This is a genomic window from Youhaiella tibetensis, from assembly GCF_008000755.1.
Classification (GTDB): Bacteria; Pseudomonadota; Alphaproteobacteria; order Rhizobiales; family Devosiaceae; genus Paradevosia; species Paradevosia tibetensis.
Genome location: NZ_CP041690.1, coordinates 784,236 through 806,994, shown reverse-complemented (window position 1 = coordinate 806,994; position 22,759 = coordinate 784,236). Strand labels below are relative to the sequence as shown.

The 22,759-nt window shown below is 61.9% G+C and carries 24 protein-coding genes and 1 riboswitch; of the genes, 14 read left to right on the top strand and 10 right to left on the bottom strand.

Annotation, left to right across the window (positions count from 1 at the left end):
* The first annotated feature begins 16 nt into the window (after positions 1-16).
* The 4 genes from FNA67_RS03935 to FNA67_RS03920 all read left to right on the top strand — a co-directional run bounded on the left by FNA67_RS03935 (position 17) and on the right by FNA67_RS03920 (position 2,851).
* Positions 17-1,354, top strand: coding sequence for a hypothetical protein (locus FNA67_RS03935; protein ID WP_147655146.1), 1,338 nt, complete (start codon positions 17-19; stop codon positions 1,352-1,354).
* A 290-nt stretch (positions 1,355-1,644) separates the two neighbouring features.
* Positions 1,645-1,812, top strand: coding sequence for a hypothetical protein (locus tag FNA67_RS22090; protein WP_210246432.1), 168 nt, complete (start codon positions 1,645-1,647; stop codon positions 1,810-1,812).
* Between the two features lie 101 nt (positions 1,813-1,913).
* Positions 1,914-2,432, top strand: coding sequence for an SDR family oxidoreductase (locus tag FNA67_RS03925; protein WP_147655145.1), 519 nt, complete (start codon positions 1,914-1,916; stop codon positions 2,430-2,432).
* 167 nt (positions 2,433-2,599) lie between these two features.
* Positions 2,600-2,851, top strand: a complete 252-nt coding sequence (locus FNA67_RS03920) for a hypothetical protein (RefSeq protein ID WP_147655144.1) — start codon at positions 2,600-2,602, stop codon at positions 2,849-2,851.
* A gap of 90 nt (positions 2,852-2,941) precedes the next feature.
* On the opposite strand, the gene pdxR is transcribed toward FNA67_RS03920, so the two are convergent.
* Positions 2,942-4,390 (bottom strand): MocR-like pyridoxine biosynthesis transcription factor PdxR, encoded by a 1,449-nt coding sequence (gene pdxR, locus FNA67_RS03915; RefSeq protein WP_210246431.1) that lies wholly within the window; start codon positions 4,388-4,390, stop codon positions 2,942-2,944.
* Positions 4,391-4,444: 54 nt separating this feature from the next.
* Here pdxR and FNA67_RS03910 point away from each other — a divergent pair, with 54 nt between their 5' ends.
* Together FNA67_RS03910 and FNA67_RS03905 are read left to right on the top strand one after the other, a co-directional pair.
* Positions 4,445-5,062 carry an RrF2 family transcriptional regulator gene (locus FNA67_RS03910; RefSeq protein ID WP_147655142.1) on the top strand — a complete coding sequence of 206 codons (618 nt, stop codon included), beginning with the start codon at positions 4,445-4,447 and terminating at the stop codon, positions 5,060-5,062.
* Positions 5,063-5,207: 145 nt separating this feature from the next.
* Entirely contained in the window at positions 5,208-5,654 is a 447-nt protein-coding gene (locus FNA67_RS03905) for a carboxymuconolactone decarboxylase family protein (protein WP_147655141.1), read from the top strand.
* Between the two features lie 101 nt (positions 5,655-5,755).
* On the opposite strand, the gene FNA67_RS03900 is transcribed toward FNA67_RS03905, so the two are convergent.
* The 6 genes from FNA67_RS03900 to FNA67_RS03875 form a co-directional block, all read right to left on the bottom strand.
* Positions 5,756-6,811 (bottom strand): ADP-ribosylglycohydrolase family protein, encoded by a 1,056-nt coding sequence (locus FNA67_RS03900; protein WP_147655140.1) that lies wholly within the window; start codon positions 6,809-6,811, stop codon positions 5,756-5,758.
* Positions 6,812-6,879: 68 nt separating this feature from the next.
* On the bottom strand, positions 6,880-7,182 hold the full coding sequence (locus tag FNA67_RS22455; protein ID WP_210246461.1) for a TM2 domain-containing protein: 303 nt from the start codon (positions 7,180-7,182) through the stop codon (positions 6,880-6,882).
* A 72-nt stretch (positions 7,183-7,254) separates the two neighbouring features.
* Positions 7,255-7,587 carry a YciI family protein gene (locus FNA67_RS03890; RefSeq protein ID WP_147655139.1) on the bottom strand — a complete coding sequence of 111 codons (333 nt, stop codon included), beginning with the start codon at positions 7,585-7,587 and terminating at the stop codon, positions 7,255-7,257.
* Between the two features lie 31 nt (positions 7,588-7,618).
* Positions 7,619-8,350, bottom strand: coding sequence for an SDR family oxidoreductase (locus FNA67_RS03885; RefSeq protein ID WP_147655138.1), 732 nt, complete (start codon positions 8,348-8,350; stop codon positions 7,619-7,621).
* A 47-nt stretch (positions 8,351-8,397) separates the two neighbouring features.
* Positions 8,398-8,853 carry a VOC family protein gene (locus tag FNA67_RS03880; RefSeq protein WP_147655137.1) on the bottom strand — a complete coding sequence of 152 codons (456 nt, stop codon included), beginning with the start codon at positions 8,851-8,853 and terminating at the stop codon, positions 8,398-8,400.
* A gap of 29 nt (positions 8,854-8,882) precedes the next feature.
* Entirely contained in the window at positions 8,883-9,125 is a 243-nt protein-coding gene (locus tag FNA67_RS03875) for a hypothetical protein (RefSeq protein WP_147655136.1), read from the bottom strand.
* Positions 9,126-9,256: 131 nt separating this feature from the next.
* Between FNA67_RS03875 and FNA67_RS03870 the strand changes: the two genes are divergently transcribed.
* From FNA67_RS03870 to FNA67_RS03855, 4 genes are all read left to right on the top strand, one after another.
* The gene (locus tag FNA67_RS03870; protein ID WP_147655135.1) at positions 9,257-10,171 is read left to right on the top strand and encodes a transcriptional regulator GcvA; all 915 of its coding nucleotides are present in this window, start codon (positions 9,257-9,259) and stop codon (positions 10,169-10,171) included.
* Between the two features lie 153 nt (positions 10,172-10,324).
* A complete protein-coding gene (locus FNA67_RS03865) occupies positions 10,325-11,110 on the top strand; it encodes a class I SAM-dependent methyltransferase (RefSeq protein WP_342211038.1) in 786 nt (261 codons plus the stop codon).
* 1,011 nt (positions 11,111-12,121) lie between these two features.
* Positions 12,122-12,688: a hypothetical protein gene (locus tag FNA67_RS03860; protein WP_147655134.1), complete on the top strand. Its 567-nt coding sequence runs from the start codon at positions 12,122-12,124 to the stop codon at positions 12,686-12,688.
* Positions 12,689-12,948: 260 nt separating this feature from the next.
* Complete coding sequence (locus FNA67_RS03855) at positions 12,949-13,860, top strand: aminoglycoside phosphotransferase family protein (RefSeq protein WP_147655133.1); 912 nt, start codon at positions 12,949-12,951, stop codon at positions 13,858-13,860.
* Positions 13,861-13,994: 134 nt separating this feature from the next.
* On the opposite strand, the gene FNA67_RS03850 is transcribed toward FNA67_RS03855, so the two are convergent.
* Positions 13,995-14,312: a cupredoxin domain-containing protein gene (locus FNA67_RS03850; RefSeq protein WP_147655132.1), complete on the bottom strand. Its 318-nt coding sequence runs from the start codon at positions 14,310-14,312 to the stop codon at positions 13,995-13,997.
* A 221-nt stretch (positions 14,313-14,533) separates the two neighbouring features.
* Here FNA67_RS03850 and FNA67_RS03845 point away from each other — a divergent pair, with 221 nt between their 5' ends.
* Positions 14,534-15,421 (top strand): AraC family transcriptional regulator, encoded by an 888-nt coding sequence (locus FNA67_RS03845; RefSeq protein WP_170267200.1) that lies wholly within the window; start codon positions 14,534-14,536, stop codon positions 15,419-15,421.
* A gap of 50 nt (positions 15,422-15,471) precedes the next feature.
* Here the strand turns inward: FNA67_RS03845 and FNA67_RS03840 are convergent, their stop codons facing one another.
* Both FNA67_RS03840 and FNA67_RS03835 read right to left on the bottom strand, forming a co-directional pair.
* The gene (locus FNA67_RS03840; RefSeq protein WP_049707785.1) at positions 15,472-16,539 is read right to left on the bottom strand and encodes an NAD(P)-dependent alcohol dehydrogenase; all 1,068 of its coding nucleotides are present in this window, start codon (positions 16,537-16,539) and stop codon (positions 15,472-15,474) included.
* A gap of 148 nt (positions 16,540-16,687) precedes the next feature.
* Positions 16,688-17,803, bottom strand: a complete 1,116-nt coding sequence (locus FNA67_RS03835; RefSeq protein ID WP_082202411.1) for a 2'-deoxycytidine 5'-triphosphate deaminase — start codon at positions 17,801-17,803, stop codon at positions 16,688-16,690.
* A gap of 205 nt (positions 17,804-18,008) precedes the next feature.
* Positions 18,009-18,087, top strand: a riboswitch (SAM riboswitch).
* A 38-nt stretch (positions 18,088-18,125) separates the two neighbouring features.
* Between FNA67_RS03835 and metZ the strand changes: the two genes are divergently transcribed.
* From metZ to FNA67_RS03820, 3 genes are all read left to right on the top strand, one after another.
* Positions 18,126-19,331, top strand: a complete 1,206-nt coding sequence (gene metZ, locus FNA67_RS03830; protein WP_147655130.1) for an O-succinylhomoserine sulfhydrylase — start codon at positions 18,126-18,128, stop codon at positions 19,329-19,331.
* A gap of 184 nt (positions 19,332-19,515) precedes the next feature.
* On the top strand, positions 19,516-20,739 hold the full coding sequence (locus FNA67_RS03825; RefSeq protein ID WP_170267199.1) for an efflux RND transporter periplasmic adaptor subunit: 1,224 nt from the start codon (positions 19,516-19,518) through the stop codon (positions 20,737-20,739).
* 3 nt (positions 20,740-20,742) lie between these two features.
* Positions 20,743-22,689: a MacB family efflux pump subunit gene (locus tag FNA67_RS03820; RefSeq protein ID WP_049707783.1), complete on the top strand. Its 1,947-nt coding sequence runs from the start codon at positions 20,743-20,745 to the stop codon at positions 22,687-22,689.
* Positions 22,690-22,759 lie beyond the last annotated feature (70 nt).

The window sequence follows — 22,759 nt, the reverse complement described above, 5'->3', positions numbered from 1 at the left end:
GTCCAGAGGATGATCAATGCTTGAGCGGCTACTTGCCCTGCTGCGCGGTCCGTCGGGCCCGGTGGACACGCGTCACGAGAGTCAGGGGCCAAGCGCAAGTCCTCCGAAGGACTTCGATCGCTTGCTCGATCTGCGGCTCAGTTCCCCTAATGCGGACGACAAGGCTGTCCTTGCGGGGTCACTCCAGCTGATCGGCCTAGACGATGTCAAACTGAGCCTCGGCGGCCGTTGGGAACATGTTGCCGACCAGATCCATCAGATATCGCTAGAGGAGATCAGTGCACGCCTGTCGGAACGGGACGCATTTCGGAGCTACAACAGGCACACATTCCTTGTTTGCTTTGGCAGCAGCGACGAGCGGGCCGCGGCGCGGTTGACGCGTGAAATATCCACCGCCATCCGAGAGCGGATTGCCGCGGATATTCCGGCAACGGACGGACTCATATCCGTTTCAGCTGCCACGGCCGTCGTGAAGGCTGCGGACTTTCTCGATGCCGTCGATATTTCTGCTCGCCTTGTCGCGTTGCTGCAGAACGTCCGCGACGACATCAAGAGGGTAGCCAAGGATCATCGATCCAAGGTGATCCAGACCTTCAATGCGCAGTATCTTCCAGCCGTCAGCCCAAGCAAACGCCGCATCGTCTTCAATACCTGCGCCGCAAATGTGGCTCTGGCTTTTCCGTCGCTGTCCACATTCCGCGCCATGGCCGACCCGGAGCAGTATCAGGAGACGCTTTGTCGGCTGGACCACACACTGCTCGTTTCCGCCGTCCAGGCGCTGCACCTGTCAAGCAAGCATCGAGGTTGCTGTCCGCTTCTTGTCCCGGTGCACCTCGACAGCCTCCGTGACCGGCCGGCAAGACATGAATTCGTCAAGCTCCTCGACGCCATACCCGAAGCCTATAGCCGCTTCATCCTGCTGGAGATAACCGGCGCGACGACAGCCGCAGACTGCCTCGAACTTGTGTTTATCGCGCCGGAGCTTCAGAGGCGGGTGAAACGACTGGTGCTCGAGGTCGGTCTTGAATTGGTCGACAGCCTTGCCCTAGGCCGGATTCCAGTTTGGGGCGTGTCGACCTCCTTGTACGGTCGCACCAGCATCGACCCTGAGCTTCCGGCCCTGCTCAGACGGTATGTTCAATGGGCGGCGGGGGAAGGACTGGCCACTATCGGCCATGGTGCTAATTCGCTCGGACTTGCGCTCCTGGCCCAAAAGGCAGGCTTCCACGCGGTTGACGGGCCGGCGGTGTACCCCGCGTCGGCTTTACCTAAGCCGCCCCTCCTAGTTGCGCCGCTTGACCGAGGCACGGCCGCCGTCACAACGACGCATCGGAAGGAGTTTGGTGGGGCGTAGCCATCCTAAGCCTGAGATTTTCACAGGCTGTTTTCGGAGAGAATCTAGCGCGAAGTCGTAACTCGGTCGCGCCATGAACAGGCTCAGTGAGTTGAAGCCCCGCTTCTGCGCTTAGCTGCCGTTAGCCATTGGCTATCGGTACAGCTGCTATCCACCGCATTGCCGTCATCGAGCGTTTTCCCTCGGAGCCTCTGGAAGTTGACACTCGCCCATCACAGGCAAGGGCATCGGGAAACATAATTAAGTCCGATTGCTTCGCTGTCATTCTGGAAAAGAGAGGGAGCGTCGGAATGGATAGTGAGCGGGTTGAAATCACCGCCGACCTCATAGCCGCACTGCTCCGCGAACAGCATCCCGACCTTGCCGATCTACCGCTCTCTCTCGGCGCGGCATTGCTTGCGGTGGTGCGGGCAGACATCCGGCCCGAGCTGGCCATCTCCATGAATGGCATATCGTAAACCTGCAAACCGGCGACGGGCTGTTCGATGCCGTCGCCACCCGCACCGGCATTATTCATTGTGCGACTAGCCAGGCAAACCCCGAGCAGGACCTGATCGCGTTGCAACGCCTCATCCAAGTAGCGCGTAGCCGATCCCTCCATATCACCTTCATCAGTGTGGCCGGCATAGAAGATGCGGCGCGGCACCTGCCCTATTATCGGGTGAAGCTGGAATGCGAGGCGGCGCTCGAATCAAGCGGTGTCGCTCATTCGATCGTTAGGGCGACGCAGTTTCACGAGTTCGCGAACACGATACTGAATACCCTGAGCATAGGTCCGGTGCTGCTCAAACCAAAGATGACCTTACAGCCTCTGGATGTGAGGTTTGCAGCGCAAATAGCCGTAGAAGCCGCTATTGACGCCAGGACAGAGCCGCTAACGCTGGCGGGCCCCGAAATGCTGACTTTGGGGGACATTGCGCGGCCGTGGCTGCGAATGCTGAAGCTCCGCGTGCTTCAGCTTCCTTTGCCCAGCTTTGGTCCGTTGAAAGCACTTGCGACACTTCACGCGGTTTCCGGCACAATGGGCGGGAGGCGTTGGTCCCAGTGGGTCGACGATCAATCCAAACGATCGCAATGACGCGCTGAACCTCATTACAGCGGGCAGATAGTTCGCACTGGGCGGCAAGTTTTGCCGGCCACGAACCGTGCGCCTCCAGTTCAATCCCAGCGAACTCCAGCATTTGGCACCGCTTGTGGTGGCCCGCAAATTGCTTGAACAGAAACATGCTCTAGAGAAGGTATGTCATGAACATAGACAGTTCGCGCTTCAAATCCTCAGCATTTGAACGGTTGGGAATTTCGGTCAAAAGCGCCTCCATTCCGCAGGAGACAGTCGACTATTTCCGCAAACAACAGGAGGCTGACGCCGAAGCCGGAAAAGCAGCGCCACTGGCTCCGCAAGCCGAAGCGGAGAGTCAACGATCCTCGTGGCCCATTATCAGCGCGAACGCTGCCTTCCTCATCCACCTCTTGGCGGATGATGGTTCGACGCGCTGAACTTGATGCTGCTGTTAGCTCCGAACGTAAGTTCCGCATCTCACTTGTCGCGGTGTAACGTCCTCTTTGTTGAGTAGGCCGCGTATCGCATTAATATGGCTCGATGGGAGCGACACGACCGACAGTCATCCTGATGAGCTCCACGATGGCTTCGCAGGATGGGCGAAGATTGTCCTCGCGGATGTTCGTGGTACTCAGCAGAAGCCCTGATCTGGCGTGATCCTTGTCCACATACCAGGACGACAATGCAGCCGGCGCCAGGCCACGATCACGAGCATCTCGAGCGAGCGCAATGTCGTCGACTCCCTTGGCCAAGTGGACAATCAAGTTCAGGCCCGCGGGTTCGATATTCGACAAAGAATGGCTGAGGCGCGCCAACACTGTGTTTCTTCGCTCAGCGTACAGTGTTTTCATCTGGCGCAGGTGGCGGAGAAAATGCCCATCGGCCAGGAATTTTGCCAGGGCTAGTTGGGTGGTCCGGTTCGGGGCTGGCGCCAGGAAGGCCGCCACCTCGACAATACGTTCGGTCAAAGCTCTTGGAGCTACAACGTATCCCAATCCCAACGCTGGGCTCATTGTCTTGCTCAGAACACCAATGTGCACGACGCGCTCGGCGCCAACACCCGACGCCAATGCCGGCGTTGCTCGACCGTCGATCTGCAGCTCGCCGAGATAATCGTCCTCGATGACCCAGGAACCGTTCGCCTCTGCCCAGGACAGCAGCGCTTGCCGTCGCGCAGGCGATAGCGTCATGCCCAGCGGTGCCTGCTGGCCGGGTGAGACCAGGGCAACGACAGCATCGGGTGAAAGCCGTATGCCTTCAGCAACGCAAAGGCCTTCCCCGTCTACTGTGACCGGTTGCCCCGCTATACCCAAAATTTCCAGCGCCTTACGGCCTATCGGGTAACCCGGATTCTCGTACCATGCCTTTCTGCCGGTTGCCCCAATCGCCGTTAGCGACAGCATCATGCCCTGTCTGTAGCCGCTGGTGACGATGATCTGGTCAGGATGGCATTGCACCTGCCGGCTTACGGCGAGGTGCCGAGCAATCTGGCTGCGTAGCTCGGGTTCTCCGCGGGGGTCGGCATAGGTGGTGAAGCCCAGTCCATCGGCTCGAACGGCCTGCGAGCGCAATCGCGACCACGTTTTCGCCGGAAACGCATCATTGGCAGGTACGCCGACCTGAAACGGGAGCGGATGGCGGGAATAGGGACGTGTGAAAACCGCAAGCGGGGCGTCCAGCGGATCGTTATGTTTTAAAGGAGCGCCGGGCAGTTCCAGGTTCACGCGCGTGCCCGCAGACCCTGCGCCTGACACAAGGGTCTCGGCAGCGAGACGATCATAGGTCGACCGGATCGTTCCCCGGGAGACGCCGAGCTGAATTGCTAGGTCTCGGCCCGACGGCAGGCGTGCGCCAGAGGAGAGAACCCCGCTGAGGATCGCTCCCCGCAAACCGGCATAGATCTGCTCTCCAATGCCAACCTTGGACCCTCTGTCGATCTTGATCTGCAGAGTCGCTTCCTCGTTTGGGTCAGTCACCTCGTCACCTCTTGGGCCTATGCGGAAATAACGCGGAAAGCTATTGGTTGCGTTATGGCAAGCGATAAACACATTGTCGAGCAAGACAGCGGCGAAACTGATGATGGTGCCTTGGTTGGCAGTCAGGGTGGTGTGAGCCTCTATGGTGTGTCGGTGGAATATGGCCTGCATGTCCTGCTGTGGCTGCTATCGGAACGACCAAAGCGTGCAAGCAGCCGCGATCTGGCAGAAATGCAGGGTGTGCCGCCTGCATCGCTTGCCAAAATCATGCCCAAGCTTGAACGAGCCGGCATCGTTGTCTCCCGTGACGGCATTGCGGGTGGATACGAATTGTCGAGAGCGGCATCGGACATCACGGTTCTTGACGTCGTGGACGCAATCGAGGGCGATCGTAAGCTTTTTGACTGCAAGGACGTGCGACGGGGATGCGTTCTGTTTGGCGGTTCCCCGCCGCCATGGTCGATCCACGGCGTCTGTCGGATCCATGCCGTAATGATGCGAGCTGAGAAGCGAATGAGGGCCGAGCTTGCAAAGACAAATCTGGCTGAGCTCGCCCAAGGGCGTCCGGCTAAGTTCGAGGACAGCGTCGCCAATTGGTTCAGCGAGAAACGTGCTGAGCGCGAATTGGCTCGTCTTTCGGGGATGAAGGCAGGGCGCCGACCTCAACAGTAAGCATTCCCGGCATCCAACCTTTACACTTCAGGCAAGCACTCGGCTCCCCAGCCAGCTGGCTTCACACAAATCCACGAATCCCGAACGCAGGCCTGCGGTCTGCGAACGGTCAACTGCGACCTCACAGCAAGCAAAGGAATGCAATATGACGCGTTTAACCTGGCATCAAGTCGCCCCCGAGGGCGCGAAAGCACTATACGGCGTCCATCACTATGTGACCAAGAGCACGAACCTTCCCGAAGAACTCATCCACCTCGTTTTTCTTCGCGTGTCGCAGATCAATGGCTGCGCTCATTGTATCGACATGCATGGCCGCGACCTGCGCAAAACGATGTCGGTCGATAAGGTTTCGCTGCTACCGGTCTGGGATGAAGTTCCGCACCTGTTTTCCGACCAGGAGCGTGCTGCCTTGGCATGGGCAGAGGAAGTCACGATGGTGAGCGAGACGCACGCATCGGATGAGGCTTACGCAGCGGCCTCGGCGGCGTTCGAGCCAAAGGATCTGGTCGATCTTACCATTACGATTGCCGCTATGAATGCCTTCAACCGGCTGGGCGCACCTTTCCGCCTTCCGGTGTCTGCCAAAGCCTGACCCAAAAGAAAGGGGGGCCATGCAGCCCCCTTTTACGTCAGCTTTCGTCACGCTGGAGACAATTCCGGACAGTCCGCATCCCACCCCATTGCAGACATCGGCTAGAGGGCGCTATCAATCCCCTCCACGTCAAACGACGAATTTGACATCGAGGCCACGTTGCCCGCGAGTTCGATTGTAACATCGCGCAACTCAATGTCTTTTATCCAGCGAGTGGGAACGGCCTCTGCACCATAAATTGCTCCGGCCAGTTGGCCGGCCAAACAGGCTGTGACACCTGAATTTCCGTCATGATTGGCGGCAGCAATAATGGCGGCCTCCAGCGATTTCGTTGAGGCGACGGAGTGCAGCGCGACCGCCAACGCTTCCGCTCCCGTCCAGCCCCAGCCCATCCATGAAGCTCGTGGCTTTGGATCAGAATCCGGCCATGGAGAATAGATTAGAGCATTGGTCGTTTCTTGGTGATCCTCGACCGTTTGCAGGAGATCCAGCGTGTTCTCGATAGCGGGATCGAGCGCCATTCCCTCCAAGATGAACGCCAGGATCATCGCAAACGCTCCAGCAGGAACGTAGGCAGAGGGGTGACCGTGTGTCAGTCGGGCCAAGGCGGATGCGACGGCAAAGGCCCTCATCGTGTCGCCTATGAAGGCGATACTGACCGGAGCGATCCTCGCGACCGCACTGGGGCCGCCAAACGTATTGGCTGCCAAACTTCCCAAGGGTCGAGTTCCCCTCAGCGATTGCAGCGAACTGAAGCTCGGATTTCGCTGCTGGTGAAGTTCTGACGTCGAAATCAACCCTTTGGGCTGATCAGCAGGAACAAGGATGTCATCAAGGTCCTCTTGCGTTGCCAACCATCGAAGGTAAGCCAGATGAACCCGACGAGTGATATCGCCATCCGAGGCCGCATGGTTCTTGTCGAAGGCATCGATGATGCCCTCGGCAGTAAACAACATCATTTGCGTTGACGACGTGACCGCGCCACGACGTCCATAGGCAAAAGCGAAGTCGTGGATGCCGGTAGGCCCATACTGCAGCTGGATTTGCTCAAGCGTTAGAAAATCGACTGGCGAACCAAGTGCATCACCGCATGCTCCGCCGAGGAAGCAACCAAGAGCGGCAGATTTTCGGGCAACGGGATCAGCAGGTTCAAACATAAAAAAGGGCTCCGTCTTTCTTTTTGACGGAGCCCCTTTCTTCGATACCTCAATGCTGAGGCAACGAACTAGCCAGTCACACGCTGGTCGATAATGACGGTAGGATTGCTATTGCCACTGTTCATGATCTTCATGTCGCGAAGAACGGAGATCGCAGCATCCTCATTGTGACGACCGGTCCTACCCCAGACCGTAAAGATCTCGATCAGCCACCAAATGCCAAGGCCACCGCCTGTCAGCCAGTAGAGGATAGCTTGGCCTGGCCTTCCCTCCATGAAGAAGTGAACTGGAAAGATAATCGAGAAGATAGCCAGCAGGCCGTACAGCGCAACGTTGCGGCGCTTCCTGGAATACTCCTCCTCCGCGCCGATCTCCGATGACCGGTTTCGACCCTAAGCGGACGCCGCCGGACCTGACACAACTCTCTGCTGCCCGCGGTCGTCTTACGGCAGAGCATCGCCCGCAAAGCTTTGACACGGTAGGACTTGGACAGTCATGATACCCGATTGGACGCAAGGGTCGCCGTCCATGATGGCGATCGCCTCCTCGAGTGGAATTGTGAGGATGGCGACTCCGCAGATGATGTCGGACTCGACAGGACAGAGGATCGCGATTTTTCCGTCGCGACGGAGCTGTACCATCCGCCGCTGATGCGCTTCTCCTTTTTCAACTGCAGTGCGCTGATGTCTACGAGCCCATCGCAGAACTGCCAGGCTGTAGGGACGGGCAGTCGTTGCCAATGCGCGAACGTCGTCATCGGTAACTTGGGTGCTCATGACAGATCATCCTTCTTGATTTTGCGGGTCGCTAGATGAGGCGTTGGCCGCCATCGATATGGAGGGTTTCGCCGGTGGTGAAGTCGCTTTCCATGGCGTGGATGTAGGCGGACGCAATGTCGGCGGGAGAGGCGATACGGCCGATGGGGAGGCGGGCGGCCATGGCTTCGAAGTAGCCGGCTTTGGCGTCGCCGACGAGTTCGTCGAACATGGGCGTGTCGACCCAGCCGGGGGAGACGATGTTGACGCGGCTCGGTGCGAGCTCGAGTGCCAGCGCGCGGGCGAAGTAACTGAAACTGCCGGCGACGGCCGAGACGACGGCGCCGCCGGGGACGGGCGGCTTGTCCTTGTTGATGCCCGAGGTGAAGGTCATCGAGCCACCACGGTTGAGCCTGCGGGCGGCGTGCTTGGCGAGGAGGACGGCGCCGACGAACTTGCTGTCGATGAAGAGGCGAGTTTCGTCGGCGTCGGTCTCGCCGATGGGTGAGCCCGGCGGTAGGGCACCGGCGGTCGAGACGAGATGGTCGAAGGCGCCGATGCCGGCGAAGGCGGTGGCGATTTCACCTTCGTGCGTCATGTCGGCGGTAACGGTCTTGACGCGGCCGTCGGTGCCAAGAATGTGCTGCGCCTTCAGCAGCTTGTCCTGCGAGCGTCCAACGATGACCAGTTCTGCGCCGTGGGCGAGGGCGGCTGCGGCGACACCGAGGCCGATGCCCGAACTGCCGCCAACGACGACGATTTTCGTGCCCATAAGCGATGCCATGGGAGTTCTCCGTTGTTTCGATGTGGAACGAGGTTGTTGGAAGCGGCTTAGCCGCGATAAGCGCGCTCGAGATCGGCGATGACAATCTTCTTCATCTTGTACATGGCCTGCAGCACACGCCCGGCTTTCACGCGGTCCGGATCCGCGACGAGTTCAAGCAGGCGCTTGGGTGTCACCTGCCAGAAGATGCCGAATCTGTCGGTGAGCCAGCCGCACGGCTGTTCCTTGCCGCCGTCGGCGATGAGGGCGTTCCAGAAGTAATCAGTCTCGGCCTGGTCGTCGGTCTCGACGAGCAGGGAAAACGACTCGTTGTAATGCGCCGGCGAGTTGGCGTTGAGGGCGACGATGGGCTGGCCGGCAAGCTCGAAGCGGACGACCGAAAGTTCGGGGTCAGGCATCACATCGCGGGAGAGGACTTTGGAGTCCTTAAAGATGGACATGTAGAAGGCCATCGCGTCTTCGGCCTGGTTCTTGAACCACAAATGGGGAAGGACTTTGGGCATTTGCTTTCTCCTTTGGCTGGGTGGGCCGATCAGTCGGCGTCGCGCAGGGGGCGGATGGTGCCGTCCCATTCGCGCTCGAAGCCGAAGTCGCGGAGCATGTGGTCCGACAGGTGGGTCAGGCGGCGCTCCGTCCAGCGGTTGACGATGACGCTGCGCACGATGCCAACGATGGCGAAGATGGCTGTGCGGACGGCGCCGTCTGCTTCGACCGTCGCGCGGTGCGGCGCGGCTAGCACGTCGGTACGGGTGTCGGGGATGTGATGGATGCTCACAGGCTGTTCCTTTCGCTTGCTCGTTGGTTGGTGGAAATCGCTCTTTCCATGGCGCTAATCTGCGTGCTGGCGCCGCGGACGACAAACGAGTAATGGTCGAGCATGGGTGAGTAGAACTCACAGGTGAGAGGATGCCTCGCAAACTGCCGCCGCTGACGACGCTGCCCGCCTTTGATGCGGCGGCCCGTCACCTGAGCTTCACCAATGCGGCCGGTGAGCTGAACCTGACGCATGGCGCGATCAGCCGGGCGATCCGCAATCTCGAGGACCAGTTGGGGGTGCAGCTGTTCGAGCGCGGGACGCGTTCGGTGAGCCTGACGCCGGCGGGGGCGACCTATGCCGCCGAAATCGGGGCCGCGCTCGACCAGATCAGCGGCGCAACGCTGGTGGCGACGGCACCGCGCTCGGCGGGCGTGCTCACGGTCAGCACGTCGGATGGATTTGCGGGGCGATGGCTGGTGCCGCGGCTCTACCGGTTCCACCGCGCACATCGCGATATCGATGTGCGTATCTCGACGTCAGGAATGCTCGCCGATTTCGTGCGCGACGGGATCGACATCGCGATACGCTATGGAGGCGGCGAGTACGAGGGCGTGGTGTCGGAACTGCTGTCGGAAGTGGACGTGTTCCCGGTGTGCAGCCCGGAGTTATTGCAGGGCGAGCATCCGCTGCGCATGCCGGCTGATTTGCGGTTTCACACGCTGATCCATGACGGCTTCCCAATCGATTGGGCGACGTGGCTCGAGAAGGCCGGCGTGACGGACATCAATCCCAACAGTGGAGTGCGGTTCGACTCGGCGACCTACGCGACCGAAGCAGCAGTACACGGCGAAGGGGTCCTGCTGGGGCGGAGTACTCTGGTGTCGGCGGATCTTGCCGCGGGACGCCTGGTGCGCCCCTTCGGCCTTGAGCTCAAGGCGAGCTCACGATACTACGTCGTATACCTCGCCAATGCCCTGCGGCAGCGAAAAGTTAAAGCGTTCCGCGACTGGCTCCACGAGGAAAGTCGAGCGGACGCAGCCAGGGGAAGTCTGACACCGCGTTAGTCCTTGAGGTTCGCCTGCACGACGTCCGCTTACGGTCCTAATTGGCTGCCTGGCCGGCATCGCTCCTATTACGGTCGTTTCGATCCAAGTGAAAACTCCTGGAAGCTGCTTTTTGACGCATGCAGCGGCAGCGCCAAGACAGTCGATTTCGTGATGAAAAATCGAGGCCTGAATAAAATGCGATATAATCGGTACGGGAAGCTTTCGTCCTGGGTCTACAATCTCGACAAGCCTATCGGCCGGTCGTTTGGAGACCTTGAGTATTATCGGCAACGCCTCCAACACTGCGACGGTCCCATTCTGGAGCCCGCCGTGGGCAACGGCCGGATATTCGTGCCGCTGCTGCAAGAGGGCTTCCAAATCGAAGGCTTCGATCTGTCTGAGGAGATGTTGAACTACTGCCGGGACGAGTGCCACAAGCGCAATCTTCCATCGAATTTGACCCGACAGACGTTCGAAGAGTTCTCCTACGACAAGCGCTTCGCCGCCATCGTCATTCCCGCGGGGTCGTTTCAACTAGTGACCGATGAGGCTGCCGCAGCCGCCGTATTGAAACGCCTTTATGATCATCTGGCCTCGGAGGGGCGGTTGATCATCGACCTCGATCCGATCGGCAGCGTTCTTGCTCCGTCCGGCCCCGCTCGGAGTTGGACGACCGAAGATGGCGATCTGCTGACGCTGACTGACAGCCGGGTAGAGACCAATTACCTCGCGCAGACAACTCTTTCGCACAGTCGTTATGAGCACTGGCGGGATGGGGCCCTGATCGCAACCGAGCTTGATCTGTTCAAATTGCGTTGGTGGGGGGTCAATGAGTTCCGGCTGGCGTTAGAGGCTGCCGGATTTGAGGACGTGCAGGTGTCAGGCGACTATCAAACTGCGCGGGCGCCGCAGCCGGAGGATGGAATCTTCACTTTCGAAGCCCGGCGAGCAGGATAGCCCTGTCAGGAAGTGCGTAAGAGCGACAGACTTTAGCGATATTGAAAGCCCGCTTCCGCCATCTTTCGACTCGGAAGCGGACTTGCAGCCCTCCACCGCATTTGAGACGCCCGACCAGCCCTTTCATTGATGGCAGCTTTTGGAAACCGCAGTAAGGTACTGGATGACCGAAAAGGGGCGCGTTGCTGCTGGACAGGTTCCGACCCCGTTTTCGGCCACTCGGTTGAGCTTTTCGATCGCGCCAAAGCGGACCGACACCATCAGCAGCGCGGACCCGCATCCCTTGGTCGTGCAAGACTAGCTTCTAGAGCCGTTCGCGCTGGATGATTGAGGCGTTCGCCTAGCTTGCTGGCTAACCTCAGCCTGGCCGGAGGTTCAGCTTTTACTATCTCAATCTTCGCAAACGCCCCCCGAAGTAGCCGCCGAAAGCGCGCACAGTTACGTCCGCCCCACACGCCTAGAAATTGGGGAGCGGAAGGGAGGCCATATGACAAGCCACCTGCGAAGTATGAAAAGAATTTCTCAGTCTCCCCGAAGGTCTTAATCACAGCACCGGCCGGAGCAGCACAATGGTGCACACCTTCTATCATGTATGCATAAATCGTGAGACGTTGGGGATCCAAATCAGGCATCTTCGCAGTCCGCTTTTGACGCATCCTGCACTAAAGCTGCCAGTCTGAAAACCACCCCGAAGGGGCCATTCGCCGGTAAGTTGAAGAAGCAAATGGGGGCTCTGTTGCCGTCACCTGGCATATTTGATTTCCTGGCGCTCTATTGGATCGTTTTGCAGTGAGGCGCGCCCCTAGGCTCCAGCAACCATGACAAGTCAAGCGGTAGACGACATCGATAGACTTCTTGAGGATGCTTACGTCGTGGCAGTCGAGACCATCGAGCTCGTGCAGCAACCGTCCGTGCCTCGTGTAACTGCAGTCCAGACGACTGGGATTGCTGCCTTGGCCCGAACCCTTTCCCATCTGCGCGCCCTAAAGGCCCTCCTTGGGGGAGGGCCACGTGGTTGAAGGCAGAATGGTTGCGCGTAGTGCCATCGAGAATTTGTTCTTGCTAGCAGCGCTGAGCAAGGACTCCGAGCCTGTCCTGAGTGAGATGAGGGAAGATCACCACGCCAGGCGCAAGGCTCGAGGCGAGTTCTTAATCTCGCGGGCCATCATTCGAGACGAGGAATCTCGTAAGCATTTGCAGGCCGCCCTCGCACGCTTTCGGTCCGAGTTGACAGGACGCAGGCCGGACCTCGAGCCTAAGCGGCTGGCGCATCGTGGCGACGTCGCTGACGCTTATGTGGCGTATGCTGAGATGTCCGAGGATTCAGCGCATCCATCGATCGACTCGCTTTCTCGTTACGTACCTTTCGATGACGACGTCGATATTGACCTTGATCCGCCACCCAGACAGCACGAGATCGAACTCACGAAAGTTTACTTCTCAATGGCCCTGATCGCTTCGATTGTGGCATTGGGTGAGATACTCGGCCTTGGTTTTGGAGATGATCGCATCGCCAAACTCTGGGAGCGACACAAGTCGTTATCCGTTAGGCAGGCTGCAGATCCTACAGAGAATTAGTCGTTCCCAGCACGCCGCTGGCAAATGGGAGACTGCCTCGGGCGTGCGATAAGCGTCATCACAGAACGTCCGCTTCCTGGCGCGAAGCGGACGTTTGCGCTGTTCAACCGCAACGTCCGCAATCCACCGCATTGCCGTCATCGAGCGTTCTCCCTCGGAGCCTCTGGAAGTGACACTCGCCCATCACAGGCAAGGGCATCGGGAAACATAATTAAGTCCGATTGCTTCGCTGTCATCTGGAAAAGAGAGGGAGCGTCGGAATGGATAGTGAGCGGGTTGAAATCACCGCCGACCTCATAGCCGCACTGCTCCGCGAACAGCATCCCGACCTTGCCGATCTACCGCTCTCTCTCGGCGCGCGTGGCTGGGATAACCAGCTCTGGCGGCTGGGAGATGATCTTGCTGTGCGATTGCCGTGGGCAACGGATGATGCGGATGACTTGCTTCTCAAGGAGCTTAGCCTTCTGCCGGACCTGTCGTTACGCCTGCCCCTTCCCATACCGGTCCCCACCAGGCTCGGGCGACCATCGGAACTATTCCCACGCAGCTGGATAGTGACTACCTGGGTCCCTGGTGAACCGGCAGATAGAACGCCTGCCGTTGATGGTGATGCGGCGGCCGACAGCCTGGCGGCATTTCTGTCTGCCCTCCATGAACCTGCGCCTCAATCTGCGCCCGTGGGGCGCCACGGGCGGGGCCAATTGCTGCGAGCATCAGGCGGGGGCGTGACTCATTTCCTCAAGCTGGCTACCGAACGCGGGCTGATAGCCAACCCGGAAATCGTACGCGAGGCATGGGAAGATGCAGCGGGTGCTCCCGACTGGACCGGGCCGGCAACGTGGATCCACGCGGACCTGCACCCGGCCAACGTCTTGACCCACGACGGCAGCTTCTGTGGCGTCATCGACTTCGGCGACCTGTGTGCAGGCGACCCCGCCTGTGACCTGGGCGCTGCATGGCTATTGCTTCCAGATGGCGCCACCGATCGGTTCTATGAAAAGTACAGTCCCAGCGCGGACAGCGCGACGCGGCGGCGGGCGCGCGGCTGGGCATTGGGCAAGGCGTTGGTCTGCCTGATCATCGGCGATGATGGAGTGCATGGACGCCCCGGCGGCAAGGCCACATGGGGACCGCCCGCGCTGGCCGCAATACAGCGCCTCACCGCCTCTTGAGGTCGCGGCCGAAAGCACGTTCGTCGTCCGGGTTCTGCATGCCGAATCCGCCGCCCCGGGAGCAAGCTCCCAAGGCGTTCGGCAAAGTGTGCGGGGTTCCTGCGCTCATCTAGCGACGCAGGAGACACAGACTGTCACCGTGCGACGATCGTCGCTTTCATCATCGGGTGGAAGGTGCAGAAATAGTCGAACGTACCGGCCCCGGTAATGGTGACCGTCGCGCTCTGGCCCTTGGTCAGCCGGCCGGTATCGAACGAACCATCTTCGGCCGTTGCCGTGTGCGGCGCGGCGTCGGAATTGGTGAAGGTCACCGTATCACCGACAGCGACTTCGAGCGCAGGGACGGAGAAGGACATGTTCCTGATCTCGACCGCATGGTCGGCTGCAAGGACCGGGGTGGCGAGGCAAAGAACGAGCGCCGTGGCGCTGGCGAGAATGTGACGAAGGGGCAAGTCCGCGCTCCTGGAGCGAAGGTTTATCGGGCATTCAGCGGTAGCCAACCATCCCGAGCGGGACAATGGAGTTTCGCCGCCGTTGCACGCGGCGCGAGCAGAGATGCACGGAGCAACAACAGGGCTGCCTTGGGAGGGGACGGCCTCCCCCAAACTCAGCAAGATCGGTCGAGCGGGGCCGGTCGCGGGAGGGGCATAGAAGGGGGGCCATGGGGAATGCAATGACCGGAACACGGCCCAACTACCAGGCGCGCATGCAGCGCGTGCTGGATTATGTCGAAGACCATCTCGATAGCGAGCTGGATCTGGCGGCGCTCAGTGCGGTCGCCGCCTTTTCCAAGTTTCACTTTCACCGGCAGTTCTCGGCGATTTTCGGGCTCTCGGTGCATCGCTATGTCCAGCTGGCCCGGCTCAGGCGGGCGTCGCAGGCGCTCGCCTGGGATCGCGATGCCAGCGTTACGGACATAGCGATGGATGCCGGATATGACGCGCCCGATGCGTTCGCGCGCGCCTTTCGGCAACGGCTCGCTCAGTCGCCTTCCGCGTTCAGGAAGTCACCCGACTGGTCCTCGTGGCTTGCGGCCTTCGGGCCTTTGGACAACGCGAAAGACAAAATCATGCAGATCATCTTCGAGAAAAACGACGTCGCCGTTCTCACGGTGCCCGACACACCGGTGGCCCTGCTGGCGCACCGGGGCGACCGGGCGAAACTGAGGGAGTCCTCGGAACGGCTCAGGACCTGGAGCGCGGCGGCGGGCCTGGCCCCCGAAACCGGGCGGCCCAACTTCATGGTCTTCCGGTCCGAAAGGGAGCCGGATGTGCCCGAGGACTATAGCGTCGATCTATGCATCGGCACCGACAGGGCCATCGCGGCGGCGGATGCGCCGGTGACGGCCGGCGTCATCCCCGGAGGTCGGTGCGCGGTGCTGCGCTATCCGGGCAACAGCAACAACCTCGAGCCGGCGGCCCTCTATCTTTACCGCGACTGGCTGCCGCAAAGCGGGGAGGAGGCGCGAGACTTTCCCATCTACGCCCGCCGCGCGCTGGTTCCCGTACCCAACATGCAGGCGCATGAGGTCGTGGTGGAACTCTACCTGCCGCTGAAATGATCGCCCGAAGGCGGGACACCGGCGGCCTGGCCGCCGGTGGTGCCTTGCACTCAGGCGGCTTTGGCGCCGTTCTTGAGGGAGGCCATGTCGATGACGAAGCGGTATTTGACGTCACCCTTGACCATGCGGTCATAGGCCTCGTTGATCGACTGGATGTCGATCATCTCGATTTCGGAAACGATGCCGTGGGCGGCGCAGAAATCGAGCATTTCCTGGGTTTCGCGAATACCACCGATGGTGGAGGCGGCCAGGGTCAGGCGGTTGCCGATCATGCGGCCGGCATTGATCGGGGCGTGCGGGGAAGCCGGGGCTCCGACCAGGACCTGGGCGCCGTCGCGCTTGAGCAGGGCCATGAAGATATCGAGATCATGAGGCGCCGAGACGGTGTTGATGATCAGATCGAAGCTCTTGCGGTGACGGGCCATGGCGGCCTTGTCGGTGGAGACTACGGCCTCGTGGGCACCGAGCTTTTCGGCATCGGCGACCTTGCCGGGCGAGGTGGTGAACATCACCACTTCAGCCCCGAGCGCGCGCGCCAGCTTGACGCCCATGTGGCCGAGTCCGCCCAGGCCGACAATGCCGACCTTCTTGCCGGGACCGGCGCCCCAGTGGACGAGAGGGGACCAGAGGGTGATCCCGGCGCAGAGAAGCGGGGCGGCGGCATCGAGGGGGAGCTTGTCGGAGATGGAGAGCACGAAATCCTGGTCGACCACGATCTCGGAGGTGTAGCCGCCGAAGGTGTGGCCACCCAGGTGCTTGTCGGGAGCGTTGTAGGTGCCGATGTTGCCCGCTTCGCAATACTGCTCGAGGCCCTCGCGGCAGGAGGCGCATTCGCGGCAGCTATCGACCATGCAGCCGACGCCGACCGTATCGCCGACCTTGAACTTGGCGACCTTGTCGCCGACGGCGATGACCTTGCCCACAATCTCGTGGCCGGGAATGGCCGGGAACTTGACGCCGCCCCATTCGCCGCGCGCGGTGTGCAGGTCAGAGTGGCAGACGCCGCAATAGACGATGTCGATGCGCACGTCGGTGGGGCCCGGATCGCGGCGGGTGATGGTGAGGGGCACGAGCGGGGTGGTGGCCGAGTTGGAGCCATAGGCCAGAGCATGCGGCATGACTGTCTCCCTGTAACTGCTGGTTCGGATGAGGGCCCGGCCGTAGCGCGTCGGGCGACGCGACCGGTTCGCGCAGCAGCATAACCATCGGCAGATGCCGATCAAGGGTTTTGGTGGCGGGGCGATCATCTCGCCCGGGCGTCGGCCCCTAGCTGGCCGAATAGGCCTTGAAGTGCTTGGAGAGCTTGAGGGTCTGGGCCTGGTAGTTCGAGCCCAGGCCGGCGCCATAGAGGCGGTCGGGCGGCTCGGCGAGGCGCTCGTAGATGAGCCGGCCGATGGTCTGGCCGTGGCCGAGCAGGAACGGCACCTCGCGGCTGCGCACTTCGAGCACGGCGCGGCTGCCGGTGCCGCCGGCGGCCGAGTGGCCGAAGCCGGGATCGAAGAAACCGGCATAGTGGACGCGGAACTCGCCCACGAGCGGATCGAACGGCACCATCTCGGCGGCGTAGTTGGGCGGGACGTGGACGGATTCACGGCTGACGAGGATGTAGAACTCGTCGGGATCGAGGATGAACTCGTCCGAGCCGCGATTGATCAGCGGCTCCCAGAAATCGAGAACGTCGAGCGCATCTTTCTTGTCGACATCGATCACCGAGGTGTGGCGCTTGGAGCGGAAGCCTATGAGGCCGTTGCGCTCGGCGCCCTTGAGGTCGATGGAGAGGGCGACGCCCTCCCCCACTTCCTCGTTGGCATCGATCACCAGGGTTTCGGCGGCGTGCAGCGCCTTGTGCTCGGCGATGCCCAGGCGCGTTTCGCCGGAACGGAAGCGCATCTGGGACAGGCGCGAGCCGGTGCGAACGCGGACCGGGAAGGTGCGCGGGCTGATCTCGAGGAAGAGCGGGCCGGAATAGCCGGCGGGAAGAATGTCGAAGCCGCGGGCGCGGTCGCCGATGACGCGGGTGAAGACGTCGAGGCGCCCGGTCGAGCTCTTGGGATTGGCCGCCGCGCTCACGCCCTCGGGCAGATCGAGGCTTTCGAGGAGCGGCACGAGGTAGACGCAGTTGCGCTCGAGCACGGCGCCGTGGCGCAGGTCGATCTCGTGGAGCTTGAGTTCCTCGATGCGGTCGGCGACGGCATGATCGGGCCCCGGCAGGAAGCTGGCACGGATGCGATAGGCGACTTCGCCCAGGCGCAGGTCGAGGCTGGCGGGCTGGACCTGGTCGACATCAAAGGGGCGGCGCAGGGCGATGGCGCCGTCGGCGGCCAGCAATTCGATGAGACGGGCGGTGAAAATGCCCTCTGGCCAGCTTTTATCGGTGGTCATTGGTCCCCGCCTGCAGATGTGAAGTTTGTGGATACCCCCCTCCCCGCCTCCCCCGCAAGGGGGCAGGTGCCGCACGGGCCGGCGGACGGGGCAATACCCCCACTCTCTTGTTCCACGAGGGGAGGAAAAACCGCCAGCCAGACGGGTGGTTTCGTTCGCGCACCGATTTTCGGAGTGCTTGACCCTCGGCGGCAAGAGGCATAACAAACGGCTCGGTGGTGATTTGGCCGGTCTGATTGCAGCCACCTAAAACAAGTTGCTAAAGGAACCGTAGGGAGCTGGCCACTCGCGCCGGCTCTTTTTGTTTTTGCGGGACTAGTCCATGACCAAGCAGAACAACCCCCTTTTCGACCCCAAGAACCGCTCGGCGGAAACCTCGCTGGTGCATGGCGGCATCGAGCGCAGCCAGTTCAACGAGACGTCCGAGCCGATCTACATGACGTCCGGGTACACGTATCCGGAATCCGCCTATGCCGAGAAGCTCTTCAAGGGCGAGATCGTCGGGCACAATTATTCGCGTTTCTCCAACCCGACCGTGGACGTGCTCCAGAAGCGCATGGCGCTGCTCGAAGGCGCCGAGGATGCGCGCGCGCTCGCAACGGGCATGGCGGCGGTGACCTGCGCGGTGCAGAGCCAGGTGCGGGCCGGCGACCATATCGTGGCCTCGCGCGCGCTGTTCGGCGGCTGCCGGTTCGTGGTGGAAGACTTCATGCCGCGCTGGGGCGTGAGCTCGACGCTGGTCGACGGGCGTGACCCCGAGAACTTCCTCAAGGCGATGCGGCCCAATACCAAGCTCATCTTCATCGAGACGCCGACCAACCCGACGCTGGAACTGGTCGATATCGAGGCGGTGGCCAAGATCGCCCATGCGGGCGGGGCCAAGCTCATCGTCGACAACGTCTTTGCCACCGCGCTCTACCAGAGCCCGCTCAAGCTGGGCGCGGACCTGGTGACCTATTCGGCCACCAAGCATATCGACGGCCAGGGCCGGGCGCTGGGCGGCCTGATCCTGGGCAGCAAGGAGCTGATCACGGGGGACGTGCATACGTTCATCCGCCAGACCGGCCCCTCGATCAGCCCGTTCAACGCCTGGGTGATGCTCAAGGGCCTGGAGACGCTGCCGCTGCGCGTGCGCCAGATGACCGAGAACGCGACCAGGATCGCCGACTTCCTGGGCGATCACCCCAAGGTCAACCGGGTGATCTACCCGCACCACAAGAGCCACCCGCAATACGAGCTGGCCAAGCGCCAGATGAAGGCGGGTTCGACCCTGGTGGCCTTCGAGGTCAAGGGCGGGCAGGAAGCCGCGTTCAAGCTGGCGGACTCGCTGGCGGTGATCCTGATCTCGAACAACCTGGGCGACGCCAAGTCGATCATCACCCATCCGCGCACCACCACGCACCAGCGCCTGACCGAGGAAGTGCGGCTCGAATCCGGCATCACCCCGGGCATGCTGCGCATCTCGGTGGGGCTGGAAAATGCCGACGACCTGATCGCGGACCTCGGCTACGGGCTCGACCAGATCTGAGCGCGCCGCAGGCCGACTGGAAACAACGAGGGCGGGGACGGTTCCCCGCCCTTTGTTTTTGGAACGCCGGAATGCGCAATATTGCGCATTACCAAGATTTAAGCTGGCTTACCGACCGCTAACGCGACGCTCAACGTTCAAGTGCCTATATAGAACGTAGTATTCGGGCGAGAGGATCGGGAAGTTGGCGGGCAAAGTTCGCAAGCGGAAATCGTGGTGGCGGTGGATCATCGCGATAGTGGTGCTGGCAGGATTGGCCGGAGGCGCGTGGTATTACTTCGGGCGCTCCCAGGCCGAACCGGCGCCGCCGACCGTGGCGGTCACCCGCGGCGATATCCAGCAGACGGTGCTGGCTTCGGGTTCGCTCGAGGCCAATTCGGTAACGAGCGTGGGCGCCCAGGTTTCCGGGCGGATCGAGACGCTGCACGTCAAGCTGGGCGATACCGTCAAGAAGGGCGACCCGATCGCCGACATCGACTCCCTCGACCAGGAAAACGCGGTCAAGTCCGCCCAGGCCGCCCTCGCCAACATGAAGGCGCAGCGGCTGGGCAAGCTTGCCGACCAGACTCAGGCCCAGCAGACGCTGACCCGCACCGAGCAGCTGCTCAAGCAGAACCTCAAGTCGCAGGCGGACTATGACAGCGCCAAGGCTGCGGTGGATGCGGCGGCGGCCTCGCTCGCCGCGCTCGATGCGCAGATCAGCCAGGCCGAACTGGCCGTGGACTCCGCCAACCTCAACCTGAGCCGCACCAAGATCACCTCGCCGGTGGACGGAACGGTGGTGGCGGTGCTGGTGAGCGAGGGACAGAACATTTCCTCGGCGCAGAACTCGCCCACGATCGTCAAGGTCGCCGATCTCGACACCATGGTGATCAAGGCGCAGATCTCGGAAGCGGACGTGACCCGCGTGCAGCCGGGGCAGAAGGCCTATTTCACCATCCTGGGCGAACCCAACAACCAGATCGAGGCGACGCTACGCTCGATCGAGCCGGCGCCCGACGCCATCAGCACGGCCGACAGCGGCATCTCCTCGAGCGACAACGCCATCTACTACAATGGCCGGTTCGAGGTGAAGAACTCCGACCACAAGCTGCGTATCGCCATGACGGCCAAGATCACCATCGTGCTGCAGGACGCTCCGGACGCGCTGCTGCTCCCCTCTTCCGTACTCGGAACGGCGAACCGGCAGGGCAAGTATTTCGTGCGGGTGCTCGACCCCAAGACCGAGGAAGTGACGCCGCACGAGGTAACCGTGGGCATCAACAACAACATCAATGCGCAGATCACCGGCGGGCTCAACGAAGGCGACCTGGTGGTGGCCACCGGCGTCAGCGGGCTGGCGCGCCAGAGCGGGACGAACACGACCGGCGGCCGGTTCCGCGGCCCACCCTCCCCCTTCGGGCTCTGAGCCATGAGCGCACCGCTAATTTCGATCTCCAAGCTCCGGCGCGAATTCCGCAACGGCGAGGAAGTGGTCGCCGTTCTCAAGGACGTGGACCTCACCATCGAGCGCGGCGAGATGATCGCCATCATGGGCGCGTCCGGCTCGGGCAAATCCACGCTCATGAACATCCTGGGGTGCCTGGACCGCGCCAGCGCGGGCACCTACGAGTTCGAGGGCCGGGACGTCGCAGCGATGGACGCGGACGAGCTGGCGGAGCTGCGCCGCGAGCATTTCGGCTTCATCTTCCAGCGCTACCAGTTGCTGCCGGACCTGGATGCCGTCCAGAACGTGGAAGTGCCGGCCATCTATGCCGGCATGGAAGCGGGCGCGCGCCAGGAGCGCGCCGTCGACCTCCTCACGCGGCTGGGGCTCGGCGACCGCCTCGACCACCGGCCGAGCGAACTTTCAGGCGGCCAGCAGCAGCGCGTCTCGGTGGCGCGAGCGCTGATGAACGGCGGCGAAGTGATCCTGGCGGACGAGCCGACCGGCGCACTCGACAAGAAGAGCGGCGAAGACCTGATGGCGCTGCTCGAGGAGCTGCATGCCGACGGGCATACGGTGATCCTGGTAACGCACGACCAGAACGTGGCCAGCCGCGCCGAGCGGATCGTGGAGATCAGCGACGGGCGCATCATCGCCGACCGGCGGCAGGACGAGGGCGCCGCGGCGCGCTCGGTCGATCCGCTGGCGCGGCCCAAGGCCGGCTGGCGCGAAGGCTTCGACCGCGGCATGGAGGTGGTGCGCACCGCCGTGCGCGCCATGCGGGCGCACAAGCTGCGCACGTTCCTGACCATGCTCGGCATCATCATCGGCATCGCCTCGGTGGTGTCGGTGGTGGCGCTCGGCCAGGGCAGCCAGCAGGCGGTGCTGGCGCAGATTTCCTCGATCGGCACCAATACGATCACCATCGCGCCCGGCAGCGGGTTCGGCGATCGCACGGCGGGCCGCATCAGGACGTTGCTGGCAACCGATGCCGATGCACTGGCGCGCCAGCCCTATGCGGACAGCGTGACGCCGCGCGTCTCGAGCAACGGCACCGCGCTCTTCGGGAACCTTTCGGTCACGACCTCGATCACCGGCGTAGGCCCGGACTATTTCCGGGTGAGCGGCACGACGATCTCCCAGGGATCGAGCTTCGGCCAGCAGAGCGTGGACGAACGCGCCCAGGATGCGGTGATCGATACCAATGCGGTTTCGGCGCTGTTTCCGAACGGGGAAAACCCTATCGGGCAGGTCATCGTGATCGGCAAGGTGCCGGTGCGGGTGATCGGGGTGGCGACGACCTCGGGCTTCGGGCCGGGGGCGAGCAACGCCAATGTCTACCTGCCCTACACGACGGTGATGGACAGGATCCTGGGCCGGAACTATCTCTCGGGCATCACCATACGGGTGGCCGATACCTATGACATGGATACGGCCGAAGCCGAGATAACGGCCCTGCTGGTTACGCTGCACGGGGGCACGCAGGACTTCTTTCTGCAGAACTCGAACACCATCCGCGACACCATCCAGTCAACCTCGCAGACGCTGACCCTGCTGATCTCGGCGATCGCGGTGATCTCGCTGGTGGTGGGCGGCATCGGGGTGATGAACATCATGCTGGTGTCCGTCTCCGAGCGCACCAAGGAAATCGGCATCCGCATGGCGGTTGGGGCGCGCGGGGGCGACATCCTCCAGCAGTTCCTGGTCGAGGCGGTGCTGGTCTGTTTCATCGGCGGGGCCGCCGGCATCGGGCTGTCGTTTGCGGTGGGCGCCATCGTCAAGCAGTTCGTGCCGACGATCACGCTGAGCTATTCGCCGCTCTCGATCGTGGTGGCGGTGCTGTCCTCGACCGCCATCGGGCTGGCCTTCGGGTTCTTTCCCGCGCGCTCGGCCTCACGGCTCGACCCGGTGGATGCGCTGGCGCGGGAGTGAGGGCGTCAGCTCCCTCCCATTTCGTCAGGCGAGGTTCTGAGATGGAAACGAAAAGGCCCGGATCGCTCCG

Coding starts and splice junctions, on each gene's coding strand:
- FNA67_RS03935 (WP_147655146.1), top strand. CDS start 17: ATGCTTGAGCGGCTACTTGCCCTGCTGCGCGGTCCGTCGGGCCCGGTG.
- FNA67_RS22090 (WP_210246432.1), top strand. CDS start 1,645: ATGGATAGTGAGCGGGTTGAAATCACCGCCGACCTCATAGCCGCACTG.
- FNA67_RS03920 (WP_147655144.1), top strand. CDS start 2,600: ATGAACATAGACAGTTCGCGCTTCAAATCCTCAGCATTTGAACGGTTG.
- FNA67_RS03910 (WP_147655142.1), top strand. CDS start 4,445: ATGGCAAGCGATAAACACATTGTCGAGCAAGACAGCGGCGAAACTGAT.
- FNA67_RS03905 (WP_147655141.1), top strand. CDS start 5,208: ATGACGCGTTTAACCTGGCATCAAGTCGCCCCCGAGGGCGCGAAAGCA.
- FNA67_RS03900 (WP_147655140.1), bottom strand. CDS start 6,811: ATGTTTGAACCTGCTGATCCCGTTGCCCGAAAATCTGCCGCTCTTGGT.
- FNA67_RS03890 (WP_147655139.1), bottom strand. CDS start 7,587: ATGAGCACCCAAGTTACCGATGACGACGTTCGCGCATTGGCAACGACT.
- FNA67_RS03885 (WP_147655138.1), bottom strand. CDS start 8,350: ATGGCATCGCTTATGGGCACGAAAATCGTCGTCGTTGGCGGCAGTTCG.
- FNA67_RS03880 (WP_147655137.1), bottom strand. CDS start 8,853: ATGCCCAAAGTCCTTCCCCATTTGTGGTTCAAGAACCAGGCCGAAGAC.
- FNA67_RS03870 (WP_147655135.1), top strand. CDS start 9,257: ATGCCTCGCAAACTGCCGCCGCTGACGACGCTGCCCGCCTTTGATGCG.
- FNA67_RS03865 (WP_342211038.1), top strand. CDS start 10,325: ATGAAAAATCGAGGCCTGAATAAAATGCGATATAATCGGTACGGGAAG.
- FNA67_RS03855 (WP_147655133.1), top strand. CDS start 12,949: ATGGATAGTGAGCGGGTTGAAATCACCGCCGACCTCATAGCCGCACTG.
- FNA67_RS03845 (WP_170267200.1), top strand. CDS start 14,534: ATGACCGGAACACGGCCCAACTACCAGGCGCGCATGCAGCGCGTGCTG.
- FNA67_RS03840 (WP_049707785.1), bottom strand. CDS start 16,539: ATGCCGCATGCTCTGGCCTATGGCTCCAACTCGGCCACCACCCCGCTC.
- FNA67_RS03835 (WP_082202411.1), bottom strand. CDS start 17,803: ATGACCACCGATAAAAGCTGGCCAGAGGGCATTTTCACCGCCCGTCTC.
- metZ (WP_147655130.1), top strand. CDS start 18,126: ATGACCAAGCAGAACAACCCCCTTTTCGACCCCAAGAACCGCTCGGCG.
- FNA67_RS03820 (WP_049707783.1), top strand. CDS start 20,743: ATGAGCGCACCGCTAATTTCGATCTCCAAGCTCCGGCGCGAATTCCGC.